This is a genomic window from Chryseobacterium sp. 22532, from assembly GCF_052044665.1.
Taxonomy (GTDB): domain Bacteria; phylum Bacteroidota; class Bacteroidia; order Flavobacteriales; family Weeksellaceae; genus Chryseobacterium; species Chryseobacterium lathyri.
Genome location: NZ_JBQENJ010000003.1, coordinates 726,150 through 741,632, shown reverse-complemented (window position 1 = coordinate 741,632; position 15,483 = coordinate 726,150). Strand labels below are relative to the sequence as shown.

12 protein-coding genes are annotated in these 15,483 nt (G+C 38.6%); 5 read left to right on the top strand and 7 right to left on the bottom strand.

All coding sequences use genetic code 11. The annotated features are described in order from the left end of the window. Positions 1-2: 2 nt before the first annotated feature. Positions 3-332 carry a 2Fe-2S iron-sulfur cluster-binding protein gene (locus ACTJIV_RS11240; protein ID WP_080778227.1) on the top strand — a complete coding sequence of 110 codons (330 nt, stop codon included), beginning with the start codon at positions 3-5 and terminating at the stop codon, positions 330-332. 131 nt (positions 333-463) lie between these two features. Here the strand turns inward: ACTJIV_RS11240 and ACTJIV_RS11235 are convergent, their stop codons facing one another. From ACTJIV_RS11235 to ACTJIV_RS11220, 4 genes are all read right to left on the bottom strand, one after another. Further along, positions 464-1,045: a TIGR00730 family Rossman fold protein gene (locus ACTJIV_RS11235; RefSeq protein WP_440627497.1), complete on the bottom strand. Its 582-nt coding sequence runs from the start codon at positions 1,043-1,045 to the stop codon at positions 464-466. Positions 1,046-1,248: 203 nt separating this feature from the next. Then, on the bottom strand, positions 1,249-2,691 hold the full coding sequence (locus ACTJIV_RS11230; RefSeq protein ID WP_440627495.1) for an aminoacyl-histidine dipeptidase: 1,443 nt from the start codon (positions 2,689-2,691) through the stop codon (positions 1,249-1,251). Positions 2,692-2,799: 108 nt separating this feature from the next. After that, the gene (locus ACTJIV_RS11225; protein WP_440627493.1) at positions 2,800-3,291 is read right to left on the bottom strand and encodes a hypothetical protein; all 492 of its coding nucleotides are present in this window, start codon (positions 3,289-3,291) and stop codon (positions 2,800-2,802) included. A gap of 18 nt (positions 3,292-3,309) precedes the next feature. After that, entirely contained in the window at positions 3,310-3,915 is a 606-nt protein-coding gene (locus ACTJIV_RS11220; RefSeq protein ID WP_111955684.1) for a hypothetical protein, read from the bottom strand. Between the two features lie 525 nt (positions 3,916-4,440). On the opposite strand from ACTJIV_RS11220, the gene recR reads away from it, so the two are divergent. Together recR and ACTJIV_RS11210 are read left to right on the top strand one after the other, a co-directional pair. Continuing rightward, positions 4,441-5,052 (top strand): recombination mediator RecR, encoded by a 612-nt coding sequence (gene recR, locus ACTJIV_RS11215; protein ID WP_111955686.1) that lies wholly within the window; start codon positions 4,441-4,443, stop codon positions 5,050-5,052. Position 5,053: 1 nt separating this feature from the next. Continuing rightward, positions 5,054-5,887 (top strand): glycosyltransferase family 2 protein, encoded by an 834-nt coding sequence (locus tag ACTJIV_RS11210; protein WP_440627491.1) that lies wholly within the window; start codon positions 5,054-5,056, stop codon positions 5,885-5,887. Between the two features lie 51 nt (positions 5,888-5,938). On the opposite strand, the gene secG is transcribed toward ACTJIV_RS11210, so the two are convergent. The 3 genes from secG to ACTJIV_RS11195 form a co-directional block, all read right to left on the bottom strand. After that, positions 5,939-6,298: a preprotein translocase subunit SecG gene (secG, locus tag ACTJIV_RS11205; protein WP_111955690.1), complete on the bottom strand. Its 360-nt coding sequence runs from the start codon at positions 6,296-6,298 to the stop codon at positions 5,939-5,941. 132 nt (positions 6,299-6,430) lie between these two features. Continuing rightward, positions 6,431-8,476 (bottom strand): M16 family metallopeptidase, encoded by a 2,046-nt coding sequence (locus ACTJIV_RS11200; protein WP_440627488.1) that lies wholly within the window; start codon positions 8,474-8,476, stop codon positions 6,431-6,433. 52 nt (positions 8,477-8,528) lie between these two features. After that, a complete protein-coding gene (locus tag ACTJIV_RS11195; RefSeq protein ID WP_440627486.1) occupies positions 8,529-9,842 on the bottom strand; it encodes a M16 family metallopeptidase in 1,314 nt (437 codons plus the stop codon). Positions 9,843-10,137: 295 nt separating this feature from the next. Between ACTJIV_RS11195 and ACTJIV_RS11190 the strand changes: the two genes are divergently transcribed. Beyond that, complete coding sequence (locus tag ACTJIV_RS11190) at positions 10,138-12,468, top strand: ATP-dependent helicase (RefSeq protein WP_223558465.1); 2,331 nt, start codon at positions 10,138-10,140, stop codon at positions 12,466-12,468. Positions 12,469-12,740: 272 nt separating this feature from the next. Continuing rightward, positions 12,741-15,467 (top strand): TonB-dependent receptor plug domain-containing protein, encoded by a 2,727-nt coding sequence (locus ACTJIV_RS11185; protein WP_440627484.1) that lies wholly within the window; start codon positions 12,741-12,743, stop codon positions 15,465-15,467. Positions 15,468-15,483: the final 16 nt, after the last annotated feature.

Sequence of the window (15,483 nt, the reverse complement as noted above, 5' to 3'; positions counted from 1 at the left end):
TTATGTCAGATATTAATATAAAGATCACCGATCGGGAAGGGGTAACCCATGATGTTGTAGCGCCTACAGATATGTCTATGAACCTGATGGAGATCATCCGCTCTTATGAACTGGCGGAAGAAGGAACCATCGGGGTATGCGGAGGAATGGCGATGTGTGCCTCATGCCAGGTATATGTGATTAACGATCCGGGCCTTGAGCCGATGGGCGATGAAGAAGATGCGATGCTGGCGGAAGCTTACCACGTAAAAGACAACAGCAGACTGGGATGCCAGTTACATATGATGGATGAAATGGAAGGTCTTGAAGTGGAGATTGCTCCTTATCCTTAGAAAATATTAAATTTAATTAGTATAAAAAACCGCTTGGAAATTTCCAAGCGGTTTTGTTATGTGTATTATTTACTATTTTTTATTTAAATAATATTTCTCTTCGTGAATGATTATAGTATCTTTTTTAATTATTATATTTTCTCCTTCGAAATCCATTTCCCCACAGTAGGAGCCTGATAATTTTTCATCTTTTCTAAAAGCTCATCAATATTTTCACTTATCAAAAGCATATCACGGTTTACCTGTTTTAAAAATCCTTTATCCACCATCGTCTGAACCAGTTTTATCAGATCGTCATAAAATCCATCAATATTCAAAATCCCAATTGGTTTCTTATGAAGTCCCAGCTGTGCCCAGGTGATCATTTCAAAAAACTCTTCCAGTGTTCCATAGCCGCCGGGAAGAACGATCACGCCGTCACAGAGATCGTTCATTTTTGTTTTTCTTTCGTGCATGGTTTCTACGAGGATGAGTTCGGTAAGTTTTTTATGGGCAATTTCTTTGGATTGCAGGAAGTGGGGAAGAACTCCAACGACTTTCCCCTTTTCATTTAAAGCTCCATCCGCAACGGCTCCCATCAAACCAACATCTGCACCGCCGTAAATCAGTTGAATGTCTTGTTTTGCCAATGTTTGTCCCAGAAGGAAAGCCTGTTCTTTAAAAATATCATCTGTGCCGAAACTTGAGCCGCAGAATACTGTTATACTTTTCATTATTGTAAATCTTGTTAAATGATTTTTGAACCATTAAGGCCAATGAAGTTATTAAGGAAAGTTAAGTAAAATATTAAAGATATTTTTAAGCCTAATATCTGTAAATTCTTAATGATCTTAACGACTTAAAAAACTTAATGGTTTAAATTAAAAATATCCAAAATCATACGACTTTGGATATTCAATATAATAATTTTATCTTCTTATTTTAAAGGAATATTCGCTAAAATTTCTTTAGTGAAACTCCAGAATTTCTGAGCAGAAGGAATATTAGCTTTCTCGTCCGGAGAATGTGCTCCTCTGATCGTAGGTCCAAAGCTTACCATTTCCATTTCAGGATAATTGGCCCCGATGATTCCGCATTCCAGTCCTGCGTGACAAGCTACCACATGAGGCTTTTCGCCAAATTTTTCTGTATAGATTTTTTCCATCAGCTGTACGATCTCAGAACCAGGTTTTGGCTTCCATCCAGGATAAGAACCACTGAATTCAACGTTCATTCCTGCTAATTCTGCTACAGATTTTAACTGTTCTGCTACCGAATATTTAGATGAATCCACAGATGATCTGGTTAAGTTTAAGATTTTAAGCTCACCGCCTTTTAATTCCACTCTGGCTACATTGTTGGATGCTTCTACAAGATCTTTTACGTCCGGGCTCATTCTGTAAACCCCATTGTGAAGAGATTTTAAAGCAAGGATAATCTTCCTGGAATCTTCTTCGGAAACAGCTTTGTCAGAAGTCGTAGAATTTTCAATATTGATATGGATACTAGGTTCTACTGTAGCAAATTCTTCTAAAATTTCTTTTTTAAGAGCTGTAGCCGTTTCAATAAATTCCTGAGCATTTCTCACAGAAATAAGTGCCGTAGCTTCTCTTGGAATAGCATTTCTCAAGCCGCCGCCGTCAACCGTTACCAACTGAATATTCTGGTTAGTTAAGCCACTGTAAAGAAGTCTTCCCAGAATAATATTGGAATTACCGAAACCTTTATGAATATCCATTCCTGAATGACCTCCCTGCAGGCCTTTTACTTCAATTCTTATAATCTGTCCTTTTGCTGCTTCTGTGTTGTAATTTTGTGTAATGGTTACATCTACACCCCCTGCACAACCGATATCGATCTCATCATCTTCTTCGGTATCAAGGTTTAACAGGATTTCTCCAGTCAACTGTCCAGGCTTTAAACCTAAGGCACCGGTCATTCCCGTCTCTTCATCAATGGTGAAGAGAGCTTCCATAGCCGGATGTGGAATATCTGAACTTTCAAGAATAGACATGATGGTTGCTACTCCTAAACCGTTATCAGCACCTAAAGTTGTTCCTTTTGCCTTTACCCAATCTCCATCAACCTCCATTTTGATACCTTCTGTATCGAAATCAAAATTTACATCACTGTTTTTCTGGCATACCATATCCAGATGTGACTGAAGAACGACGGATTTACGGTTTTCCATGCCCGGAGTTGCAGGTTTCTTGATAATAACATTTCCTACTTCATCTACCGTAGTTTCCAATCCTAAATTTTCACCAAATTCTTTGATGAAAGCAATGACTCTTTCTTCTTTTTTAGATGGTCTTGGAACTGCATTTAATTTGGAGAAATTTTTCCAGATAATTTGCGGTTCTATATTAGATAATTCCATGAAATTTTATTTTTATCAAAATTACAAAATAAAAAATGCTTCCGTGAATCCGGAAGCACTTTTTATGTGGAGACTAGAGGTAAATTTGTTTTTTACCTCTAGTGTTTTTTAACATCCGCATTCGCCGTAAATAGGTAATGTTTCTACAGTACCATCCGGTTTTTCAATCGTCAGGGTACCTTCGAATAATAAAGCTTCTTCGCTTTTTATTTTTTTTCCTTTTACAGAAATCTTGTAGTTGTCGCTTTCAATTTCTTTCGTCAGCTCCTCGTCAACTTCCATATCACTTGACGAGATAAGATTCATTGTCAATCTTTTACCGTCAAGTTTCATGTAGGCTGTTTTTCCTGCATCATCAGCATAGATGTATTTTTCTGCTTCAAAATCAGCCTTATTTCTTGCAAAATAGCATGAGCATTCTTTGATCTCTTTTGGAAAAGGGATAATGTCTACTAGAACTTTTCCTGGTGCCGTTTCTGTTTTTGCAGAATCTTTAACAAGGTTTAAAGAATCTGTTGAGGCACTATCCTTAATGACTTCCTTATCTTTTTTACAGGCGGTCAAAAGAAGTGCTGAAAAAAGAATGATTAAATATTTCATTGTCTGTGGTTTTTATGTTTAGCCTCTTGCTCTTTCCAGAAGAACCATCATCAGTAATGATAAGATCACTAAACTTTCGTCTTCGTCATCAATATCGATCATTCTGTCAAGCTGGAATCTTCTTCCGAAGAACGAAGGCATTTTTTTAAGTTTAAAATATTCCTTTCCGTCAATACCTCTTACGGTATAAGCGGGGTTAAGAAAATATCCTGTGAACATTCCTATAATTGGAATCTCACTCACCATTCCATCAAAGAATTTTGTCCATGCATTATCCTCTGCAACCGTGAATTTGGGTTGGTCATTTGAATCCAGGATGTCATAAGTAGATTTCCACAGAGAGCGCATCCCTTTTCTTGCCAGTCTTCCGTAATTTTTGTTGTCGGTAAGGTCATTTAAAGAATAAGAAGCATTGAAATCGATCCATTGATTGGCTTTGATCCTGAAAAGCTCTTTAGATTTGCTTTCGTCATTGAAAACAATAACATCTTCCTTCAGCTTGAACATTTTCTGACGGACATACGCTACATAGTTCCCGTTTCTGTCAGTAATATTGAAATCACTTGCCAGAGTGGAGATTTTAAATTTGAAATCCAGAGGATAATTTAGGTTTTTAAGTACCATTAGTTTATTTTTTTCATATTAGAACCCCAAAGATAGAGGTTTTTTTTAGAACTAAGAACCAAGAACCAAGAGTCAAGAACCAGGATTTTAGATATCAGATGCCAGATTTCAGACATGAGACTTTAGGGTAAGGCTGAGATTCAGGTTGGAAAATGCCAATGGTGAATTTTGCCTTGCAAGTGAATGGTGAGTGAGCGAACCACGATATAAGAGTCAAGAATCAAGATGCCAGATTTCAGATTATGAGTATTGGTGGCTTCGGTGCCTCAGCCTCCAGATATTGTTTTTTTTTATTTTATATTTCTGAACATGTCAGGTTTTAGTTTATTAAATACGGGCCTTAAATAATATAATCATCAACCCTTTTATACCTACATACTCTAAACCCCTCCAACGCTCAAACCCGCATCCCGGAATAGAGCCCCTGAAACTTATAATTCCACCATGTTAAAACCCTAAAAACTCTCCGACTCTCTAACTCTGAAACACACCCAATTCTCAACAATATTCCTTATTTTTGTAGTTATGGATTACCCTAGTAAAGTTTTAGCAAAAGCCGTAGACGAAATTTCAGGGCTGCCCGGAATCGGGAGAAAAACAGCGCTGAGATTGGCATTGCATCTGTTAAAACAACCCAGTTCCAGAGCAATAGGACTTGGAAACTCATTAATCAACCTTGTTAACGAAATAAAATACTGTAAAGAATGTCATAATTTTTCAGATTTTGACGTTTGTGAGATCTGCAGCAATGAGAAAAGAAACAGCGAGCTGATCTGTATCGTTGAAGATGTACGTGACGTAATTGCCATTGAAAATACAGGAAAGTTTACAGGGAAATACCTAATCTTGGGTGGGAAAATATCACCGATGGAAGGCGTTGGACCCAATCAGCTGAATATACCGAGTATTGAAAGAAAAGTGAATGAAGGCGGGGTAAAAGAATTTATTTTTGCGTTAAGTGCCACAATGGAAGGGGATACAACAGCCTATTATATTTACAAAAAATTTAAAAACTTTAAGGTTAGTTTTTCAAGCATTGCCAGAGGAATCTCAGTAGGAGACGAGCTGGAATATGCGGATGAAGTATCTTTGGGAAGATCCATTATTAACAGGTTGCCATACAACGAAAAGGACTAATATGAAGCTGTCGATAATCATTGTCAATTATAATGTAACCAGGCTGCTGAGAAATTGCCTTCTGTCTGTTCAGAAATATACAGAAGGAGAGGATTATGAAGTAATTGTTATAGATAATGCATCAACAGATACTTCCTGGGGAGATCTTATTCCGGAATTTCCCAAGGTACATTTTATATCTTCTGAGCATAATGAAGGTTTTGCTGTTGCCAATAACAAAGCGATAAAAACAGCAGCCGGAGAATATGTTCTTCTTTTAAATCCGGATACCGAACTGGAAGGATATTATATGAAAGATATTCTTGATTTTGCTGATTCTAAGCCGGATTTCGGATGTCTTGGAGTAAGAATGCATGATGCAGAGGGGAACTTTCTGCCTGAAAGTAAACGCTCAGTACCGGATATGTTCAATTCTTTTGAAAAACTGTTTACGAACTTTAAAAGAAGTAATTCAAAATCCTATTACAGAAGTGATATTGATGAAACTGCAGTTGCAGAAGCAGATGTGGTTACCGGAGCTTTTTTATTGATCAGAAAGGAGGTCTACGAAAAAATTGGTGGGCTGGATGAAACATATTTTATGTACGGGGAAGACATTGATCTGTGCTATACGCTGTTGAGAAACGGTTATAAAAACTATTATTATGGAAAGGCTTCCCTTCTCCATCATAAAGGAGAGAGTACTATTAAAGATGAGGTGTATCTTGACCGGTTTTATGGAGCTATGCAGATCTTTATTGATAAATATTACAGAGAATCTAAGCCTATGCAGTATTCATTCTTAAAAGCAGGACTAAGGCTTCGTCACAAGATCGAGAAGATCAAGCTAAAATAAAAAAGCAGTTCAATTTGAACTGCTTTTGTTATATATAAGATAAATCTGTTATTATTTTGCCGGAGCTACAGGTGTCTGAGCCGGAGTAGTGGTAGTAGCCGCTGGAGCAGATTGTTTAGCCGGAGCTGTAGTTTCTTTCTTCACTGGCTGCTGCTGTGTAGGAGCTGCTGTTGTAGGCTTACCTGTGATCACAACGCTTATAAGGATAAGAACGATGATTACTGCGCCCAGAGTCCATGTTGCTTTTTCCATGAAATCATTGGTTCTCTGTACTCCGAACTGTGCAGGTGATGCACCTCCGAAAGTACTGGAAAGGCCTCCTCCTTTAGGATTTTGAGCCATAACGATGATTACCAATAAGATGCTGGCAATCATAACAAGAACCATCAATAGTGTAAATATAGTATCCATTAATTCTGATATCTTTTTGAATGGGCAAATTTAATCTTTTTTTACCGAATGGCAAAGAAGATCAGGGTAAATGTTATTAAAAATAAAAACGGCAGCGCCAGCTGCCATTTTTTCTATAAAAAAGACTATTCTTTATTTAAAATCAGAATCTTTAGCCTGGTTCACTTCGTAAGATTTTACATTCATAACCATGTCCATGCCCATTTGATTTATTGAGATCGTATATGGCATTTTCACACCATTTACATCCTTGTAATTAGAGAAAGTGGTAGGGATGGTTACTTCCTGTCCCTGCGCTTTCGCAGTTCTGGTTTCTCCTGTTTTCAATCCCGTAGCTACACTATAGTAATACGTTACATTGTTCCCTTTTACAGCGTAGGAATCTTCACCGCCTATTTTTTCAATTCCAGCTACTTTGTAATCTGAAGATTTTGCGAAACCCAATTCTTCAAACAGTTCAGTATTTTTCTGTTTTTCAACAATTTGTTCCGGTTTCATAGGGGCTTTCTGTCCCATTTGCTCAGAATATCCTTGTTTTCCATCAAAAACCTGCTTTTGAACAACCTGTCCCATAGCAGTAACTGATGTCAGTTCCTTTCCACCCTGAGCTTTTATGATTTTAAAATCAATATTCTGTCCCTGCATAGACATCGAAGCGTTCATTGTATAAGAAGAAATTTTTGCAAGATTTGCTTTTCCTCCTATTGCATTGATGTATTTATCAGCAATAGAAGCGACACTTACACTGGCATCAGCTTTTTGTGCAGTCGGCTTTGCTACCGGATTGGCTTCTTTATCGTAATATTTTACAGGATAACCCAGTTTTTCAAGCCCTTCAGAAATATCAGAAGCCTTACCGGCTATGAAAATTCTGCTTTGGTTTGGTAAAATAGTAGCTTTTACAGCATTGGAAATATCTGCAGCAGTCACTTTATCAATCGACTTTAAATAATTGGTGTAGAAATCAGAAGGCAGATCCTGAACCTTTTGGTTTAAAGCAAATTTTGCAATTGTTTCCGGCTTTTCCAGAGACATGATGAAAGATCCTTTCAGCTTAGCCTTGGCATTTTCCAGTTCTTCGGGTTTTACGGTAGAAATAGCATTAAGCTCATTCATAAATTCCTTAACCGCTTTATCCGTAACCTCATTTCTTACACTGGCATCAGCAGAGAAATCAGAAGAATATTTACCGGCATTCATACTAGAATAAGCACCATAAGTGAATCCGTTCTTTTCACGAAGGTTCATGAAAAGTCTCGCTTCACCGCCTCCACCTAAGATATAATTGGCCATTGTAGCAGCAAAATAATTCGGATCTTTCATTTTAAGATTGTTCAGGTTATTCACCGAAACCACAGACTGTACAGCCGAAGGAACATCTACTACATTAATCTCTGTTTTAGCAAGATTGGAAGCCGGTTCCAGTGCAGTTGCCGGTGTGTTGGCCTTTTTCCATCCGCTGAAAGCTTTTTCTACCAGTGATTTTACCTTATCAAATTTCACATCACCTACAATCACTAAATAAGCATTGTCAGGAGCGTAATATTTTTTATAAACGTTTTGTACGTCAGCTAACTGGATCTTGTTGATCGTTTCCACGGTTTCAAATTCACCTCTGGCTGTATTTTTACCATACATTAATGCATTGGAAACTTTAGAAGCGATAGAAGAAGCATTTTTCTCTTCAGCTTTTAATCCTTCTACAGCTCTTTCTTTTGAATTTTGAATTTCTTCCGCAGAAAATTTAGGATTAATAATTGCATCGGCCATTAAACCCAATACCTCAGGGAAATATTTTGAAAGAGAGTTTGCAAAAGCACCGCTGGAAGAAAAGCTTAAGTTAGCTCCCAGATAATCTACTTTTTTATTAAAATCCTCTTTGCTCAGATTGGTTGTTCCGTTTTCAAACTGCTCAGCCATGATAGAGCTTACTCCGGTTACGCTTCCTTCGAGGAAAGGCGGTCTGTCCATAGAAAGAGTAGTGTTTACTCTTGGTAATTTATTGTTTTCCACAACCATTACCGTAAGACCATTGCTTAGCTGGAAAGTTTTTGGTTTTGCAATGTTGATCGCAGGAGTAGGTCCCGGTTTCGGCATTGCATTAAGGTCAATTTTTTGTGCTGAAACCGTTCCTGCGAATAAAAACGCTGCAGCTATATATGTTAATTGCTTTTTCATTTGTAAAAATTTAATTTTTAATAATCATATTTCAAACCTGAGTTTTAAATGATTACTTTTTTTCAGGAACGTAATTAATGATTACTCTTTGATTAGAATTCAGATACTTTTTAGCCGCATTCTGCAGATCCTGTCTCGTGATCGATCTGTAAATGTCGATTTCCTTATTGATCAGGTTGGTATTACCCATCAGAACATGATTGGTTGCCAATGAAGCTGCAATTCCCTGAATACTTGAGTTGGCATTTACGAACTGGTTCTCATACTGGTTCTGAAGCTTCTGATAATCTTCCTCGGAGATCAGGCCTGTCTGCAGTTTTTTGATTTCTGCATCAATATCAGACTGTAAAGTCTGCTTTGTGGTCTGCCCCATCGGGATTGCGAAGAATGCGAAAATACTGTAATCTTCAAGTCCTTGATTGAAGGCCTCTACAGCAAGCGCTTTTTTATCCTGGTCAACTAATTTTTTGTATAAAACTGAAGACTTACCATTGCTCAGATAAGATGAAAGCATATCAAGAACATAGGCATCTTTTTCTTTATTAGCCGGAGTTCTGTAAGCAAAAATATATGCCGGAAGCTGGATGTTCGGATCCGTAGCCGTTACTTCCTTTTCCTGAGTGATAGGAGCATCTTTCGGGAAATCTTTAGGATAAAGCGTTCCTTTTGGAATTCCCCCGTAATATTCCTGGATCCATTTTTTAGTCTGCTCAGGCTTGATGTCTCCTGCAACTACCAATGTAGCATTGTTCGGAACATAATATTTTTTATAGAATGCCTGGAACTCTTCCAGTTTTGCAGAGTTAAGATCTTCCATAGAACCAATTGTAGGCCAGTTGTACGGGTGATTCGTAAATAAATTCTTCTGAATGGTAGGGAAAAGGTTTCCATAAGGCTGGTTATCCATTCTTAATCTTTTCTCCTCTTTTACAACCTCTCTCTGAGTATCTACTCCCACCTGGTTAATGACAGCGTGACGCATTCTTTCAGCTTCCATCCAAAGACCAAGCTGCTCGTTGTTGGAAGGGAAAGTCTCATAATAATACGTTCGGTCATTCGTCGTGTTCGCATTATTTTGACCTCCGTTTGAAGAAACGATCTTGAACCAGTCCCCTCTTTTGATGTTGGGTGTTCCTTCAAATAAAAGATGTTCAAAGAAATGGGCAAAACCTGTTCTTCCCTTTACTTCATCCTTCGCACCTACATGGTACATTACCCCAGTAGTGACTACCGGTGCAGAATTGTCCTGATGAAGAATTACGTGAAGGCCGTTTGGCAGGTCATACTCTTCAAATTTAATTTGCTGTGCATTCAGTACCATTCCGAAGAAAGATGCTGCTGCCACAGAAAGAAGTCGCTTTTTCATAAAGTAGAAATTGTTTTGGATAGATTAGTAGAGAAAACAGAGTATTTGTTACATAATTACTCCACTTTTTTTAATTTTTTAATTTATTTGTAAAACTTTATAAATCCACAGTTTTGTCAACAAGAATATAATTTATACGGAACGAAAAATAGTTGGTGTGAAAAACCCTAACAATTAAAACTGTTCTGATGCCGAAGAAAACCCCGATTCAATTTTTTACTTTCTTTAAATTAAACTCATAATTTGAATTGTCCTTTGAATACATTAATTTTGTGTTCCCAAATTTTTTTGCAGTATGGATTATCTGAAAGGACTCAATGAATCACAATATGAAGCCGTTACCTCTCTACAGGGACCTTTGATGGTGCTTGCAGGCGCAGGTTCCGGAAAGACACGTGTGCTTACCATGCGTATTGCCCACCTGATCCACAACGGAATTGACCCTTTCAACATCCTGGCATTAACCTTTACCAACAAAGCGGCTCGCGAAATGAAAGACCGTATTGCAAAAGTAGTGGGAGACAGCAATGCAAGAAGTTTATGGATGGGAACTTTTCACTCTGTTTTTGCAAGAATCCTGAGAATTGAAGGGCATTACCTCGGATATCCTTCCAATTTTACGATCTATGATCAGCAGGATGCCTTAAATGTTATCAGAAAGGTACTCAAAGACATGAATATCGATGCCGATCTTTACAAACCTAAAAAAGTCCAGGCAAGAATTTCAACATACAAAAACAATCTGATTACGGTAAAAGCTTATTTCAACAATCCGGAACTGATGGAAGCTGATGAAAAAGCCAATATGAAATTCATCGGGAAGATCTACCAGAAGTATGTGGAAGCATGTTTCAAGAACGGGGCGATGGATTTTGATGACTTACTGCTAAAGACCAATGAATTACTGACCCGTTTTCCGGAAGTGCTAGCCAAATATCAGGACAGGTTCAGGTATATCATGGTAGATGAGTACCAGGATACCAACCATTCCCAATATCTTATTGTAAAAGCGCTGGCTTCAAAATTTGAAAATATCTGCGTAGTAGGGGATGATGCCCAGTCCATTTATTCTTTCCGTGGCGCAAACATTTATAACATCTTGAATTTTAAGAAAGATTATCCTGATGCGATAACCGTTTCCCTGGAGCAGAATTACCGTTCAACCCAGAATATTGTGAATGCGGCCAACGTTGTCATTGCGAAAAACTTACAGCAGTTCAAGAAGAATGTTTTCAGTGATAATGAAGAAGGGGATAAGATCAAAATATACCGTTCCCTTTCCGATGCTGATGAAGCGAATTTTGTAGCCGGAAACATCTGGGAACTCAGAAACACCGACCAGAGAAAGTACAGTGATTTTGCAATTTTATACAGGACCAATTCACAGACCAGAGCATTTGAAGACGCGCTGAGACGTAAAAATATCCCGTACAAAGTTTACGGAGGGCTTTCTTTCTACCAGAGAAAGGAGGTGAAAGATCTTATTGCCTATCTGCGTCTTCTGGTTAATGAAAATGACTCGGAGGCATTGATGAGGATCATCAATTATCCTACAAGAGGAATTGGAGAAACCACACAGAATAAGCTGATCGTTTTTGCAGATTCTCATAATGTGACTATTTCACAGGTACTGAGTAATCTGCCGATGTATGCTCCGCAGTTGGGCTTAAACAACGGTGTTTTAACCAAACTGAATGATTTCTGGTCCATGATCAAAGCCTTCCAGGTATTGCTGAAAACCGATACGGCTTACAGTGTTGCTATGGAAGTAGCCAAGCGAAGTGGACTGATTAAATTCTTAAAAGACGACCAGACCCCTGAAGGAATTTCCCGGGTAGAGAACGTACAGGAATTGATGAACTCTATGCAGGGATTCATTGAAGAGCAGATGCAGCTGGAAGACGGAGATCCGAGCCTTCCGAATTTCCTTGAAAATATTGCCCTTTCTGCGGATACTCAGGATAAAAATACAGATGAAGATATGGTTTCTTTAATGACCATTCACCTGTCCAAAGGTCTTGAATTCCCCGTAGTACACCTTGTGGGTCTTGAGGAAAACCTTTTCCCGAGCTTTATGAGCTCAGCAACAAGGGAAGATCTGGAAGAAGAAAGACGTTTATTTTATGTGGCACTGACAAGAGCTGAAAAACAGGTGTTTTTCTCCTATGCCGTTTCACGTTTTCAATGGGGAAAAATTACAGATGCAGAGCCTTCAAGATTCTTAAGTGAAATTGATGATGAATATATTGAATTCCTAAATCCGGCTCTGGAAAAGAGATTCATCAACAATACAGGGATAAAATCCAATATTTTTGATGAGCATCCTTCCGAACAAAAAGCATTTAGACGGGTTGAAAAGAAAACCATTGACAAAGGAGACAGCTCAAAACCTGCACCGGAAGTCAGAAAACTGAAGCCGGTAAGTACGGCGAAAATTATCAATCCAAGTGGAGCTTCTTCACAGGATATCGAAGTAGGAGACAAGGTAAGACACGACCGTTTCGGAATAGGGGAAGTTTCTTTTCTGGATGGTACAGATCCCCAGAATATTAAGGCCAAAGTAATTTTCATACATGAAGGAGAGAAAAACCTTATCCTGAAATATGCTAAGCTTACAAAAATATAACGTTTAATTTTCAGCATAGAAGCTGATGATAATATTTTTATAACGGGTTCCATCTTTGGATTCCGTTTTTTTTATTCAAACACAAATGGCAAGAGTGTACTTTGTGATCTTGGTAACATTTGTGAAAAATTAGTGTTATTCATATTTAAAGAACAATAGACCAGAACTATCTTAAATTTTCATAAAATTAAAGTCTATTAATTTTGTAGACTAATGAATTAGTTTTACATTTGCCACTCAAAAAAACATAAACTATAAATTGATGTAAGGGTATGAAAAATAAAAAGACTATTTTATCAGCTTCAGTTCTTTTTTTTCTCGGAACTTATGCTTTCGGGCAGGAAAAAGAAAAAGACAGCGTAAAAACCAATAATGTAGAAGAAGTCGTGGTGCTGGGTTCAAGAGCCGGCGCACGATCCAAAACAGACAGTCCGGTTCCTGTGGACGTCTTCAATATAAAAGAATCATCAGTAGTGCTTCCGCAATCCAGTATAGGACAGATTTTGAACGCAATAGCGCCCTCTTTCACCTCTACCATTCAAACCAATTCCGATGGAACAGACCATTTAGACCCTGCCCAGCTGAGAGGATTAGGCCCGGATCAGGTGCTGGTTTTGGTGAATGGAAAAAGAAGACATACTTCAGCATTGGTCAATGTGAACGGAACACCGGGAAGAGGAACAGTAGGAACCGATTTGAACTCCATTCCTTCGTTTGCTTTAAACAGGATTGAGGTGTTGCGTGACGGAGCTTCAGCCCAGTATGGATCAGATGCCATCGCAGGGGTAATCAATCTTGAACTGAAAAAGGATATCGGAAAACTAACCGGCCAGGTAAGTTATGGTGGAAATTTAACTCCGACAGCCAATGACCATACCGGGAATTTTGATGGACAGAATATTCAGGTAGATCTTAATTACGGAAATAAGATCGGGAATAAAGGTGGTTTTTATAATATTACATGGTCTTCACAATTTCGAAATCCAACCTTCAGAGCCGGCACCGAAAGCGGAACGATCTATAATGCGTATAATGCTATTGAAAAACGTGCTCTGAATGACGGGGTGAATCTTTCCTCACTTTTCTCCAATATTAACAATGTTCCCAATCCGCAGCAGCTTATTAATTATATTCATCAGTATGCACAGGGTGTAAGCTATTTTTCTCCTCAGTTTCAGAATCAGATTCAGACTGCCAATACGATCGGTGCTTTGCAAGGTTTATTAAAAGGAGATGTTACAGATCAGGAGCTGGCTTACAGAGGACTGGACAGAAAAGATTTCAATATGCAGGTAGGACAGTCGAAACTGAACAATCATCAGCTTTTTGCCAATATTGAAGTTCCTATTAATGATAACTGGAAAGTGTATACGTTCGGCGGATACAGTTTCAGGCACGGAAGCTCAGGTGGATTCTACAGAAGGCCTAACCAGAGCAGAACTTTTACAGGGCTGTACCCAGACGGTTACCTGCCGCAAATCGGAACGGATATCCAGGATCTGTCGCTTTCAGCAGGAATCAAGGGGAACTGGGACGGCTGGAATATTGATTTCAGTAATACATTCGGACAGAATTCATTCACCTATAATATCAGCGACACAGGAAATACATCTTTACGCTTTGCGTCTCCTAATGAGTTTGATGCAGGAGGTTTAAGATTTTCCCAGAATACCATCAATTTAGATTTTTCCAAAAAATACGATGTCTGGAATGGTATCAATGTGGCTTTCGGGGCAGAGCACCGGTATGAAAACTTTAAAATCACGCAGGGTGACGAAGCTTCATATACCACTTATGATGCGGCAGGAAATATATGGAATAATACCAGCCCGAGAGGTACGGATTTCTTTGGAAATACACTTCCCGGAGGGTCACAGGTTTTCAGCGGGTTTAAACCTGTCAATGCCGTAGACAAGAATAGACAGGCGGTAGCAGCGTATGCAGATGTTGAATTCAATTTTACCAACTGGTTATTGGTAGATGCAGCAGCGAGATATGAGAACTATTCAGATTTCGGATCTACATTCAATTATAAGCTGGCTTCAAGGATCAGAGTGGCTCCCAATTTTAATGTAAGACTGGCAGGTTCTACAGGGTTCAGAGCACCATCCATCCACCAGATTTATTATAATGTAACCTCTACTTTGTTTACAAACAGCCAGCTTCTGGAGGTAGGAACCTTCAGCAATGATTCAGACATTGCAGGATTGCTGGAAATGCCAAAACTAAAGCAGGAAACTTCCAAATCTGCCAGTGTAGGATTTACTTACAGGATTCCTTCCGCAAGCCTTACTTTTACAGCAGACGGTTATTTTACAAGAATCAACAACAGGATCATTCTTACGGATCAGTTCTTAAGAGCAGATGTACCTGCTGCTGCACAGGCTGCTTTTGATGCCCAGGGAGTTAATGCGGCTCAGTTCTTCACGAATGCTATAGATACGGAAACAAAAGGAATAGACCTTGTGATTTCTCATAACGTAAGATTTTCCGGCTTAAAACTCGATAACAGCTTTGCCGCCAATATCAGTGAGACCAGGAAAGTAGGGGATATTCATTCCTCAGGACTTCTACAGTCTCCGAATCTTGAGAAAATCTATTTCTCTGAAAAATCCAGAGTATATCTGGAAGAAGCGGTTCCAAGGGTAAAAGCAAGTTTGTCGCATACGCTGGCCTGGAAAAAAGCAAGTGTCTATCTTAGAAATACCTATTTCGGAAAAGTGACAGGTGCAGATATTATTGATGTTAATGGTGACGGAGTCGTAGGGTTCAATGAACATCAGCAGATCGGACATAAAATCATTACTGACCTTTCACTGGCCTATCAGTTTACAAAGAATGTAGGGCTTACACTGGGAGTAAACAACCTTTTTGATATTTATCCCGATAAAAATCTTACAGCATCTACCAACAATGACCAGTTTATCTATTCCCGTTCAACATCCCAGTTTGGCCAGAACGGAAGGTATGTGTTTACAAGGCTCAACTTCAATTTTTAAATAAATAATAATTAGT

What these genes read in the sequence shown, in the direction of transcription:
- ACTJIV_RS11240 (WP_080778227.1), top strand. Translation starts at nt 3, where the DNA reads ATGTCAGATATTAATATAAAGATCACCGATCGGGAAGGGGTAACCCAT.
- ACTJIV_RS11235 (WP_440627497.1), bottom strand. Translation starts at nt 1,045, where the DNA reads ATGAAAAGTATAACAGTATTCTGCGGCTCAAGTTTCGGCACAGATGAT.
- ACTJIV_RS11230 (WP_440627495.1), bottom strand. Translation starts at nt 2,691, where the DNA reads ATGGAATTATCTAATATAGAACCGCAAATTATCTGGAAAAATTTCTCC.
- ACTJIV_RS11225 (WP_440627493.1), bottom strand. Translation starts at nt 3,291, where the DNA reads ATGAAATATTTAATCATTCTTTTTTCAGCACTTCTTTTGACCGCCTGT.
- ACTJIV_RS11220 (WP_111955684.1), bottom strand. Translation starts at nt 3,915, where the DNA reads ATGGTACTTAAAAACCTAAATTATCCTCTGGATTTCAAATTTAAAATC.
- recR (WP_111955686.1), top strand. Translation starts at nt 4,441, where the DNA reads ATGGATTACCCTAGTAAAGTTTTAGCAAAAGCCGTAGACGAAATTTCA.
- ACTJIV_RS11210 (WP_440627491.1), top strand. Translation starts at nt 5,054, where the DNA reads ATGAAGCTGTCGATAATCATTGTCAATTATAATGTAACCAGGCTGCTG.
- secG (WP_111955690.1), bottom strand. Translation starts at nt 6,298, where the DNA reads ATGGATACTATATTTACACTATTGATGGTTCTTGTTATGATTGCCAGC.
- ACTJIV_RS11200 (WP_440627488.1), bottom strand. Translation starts at nt 8,476, where the DNA reads ATGAAAAAGCAATTAACATATATAGCTGCAGCGTTTTTATTCGCAGGA.
- ACTJIV_RS11195 (WP_440627486.1), bottom strand. Translation starts at nt 9,842, where the DNA reads ATGAAAAAGCGACTTCTTTCTGTGGCAGCAGCATCTTTCTTCGGAATG.
- ACTJIV_RS11190 (WP_223558465.1), top strand. Translation starts at nt 10,138, where the DNA reads ATGGATTATCTGAAAGGACTCAATGAATCACAATATGAAGCCGTTACC.
- ACTJIV_RS11185 (WP_440627484.1), top strand. Translation starts at nt 12,741, where the DNA reads ATGAAAAATAAAAAGACTATTTTATCAGCTTCAGTTCTTTTTTTTCTC.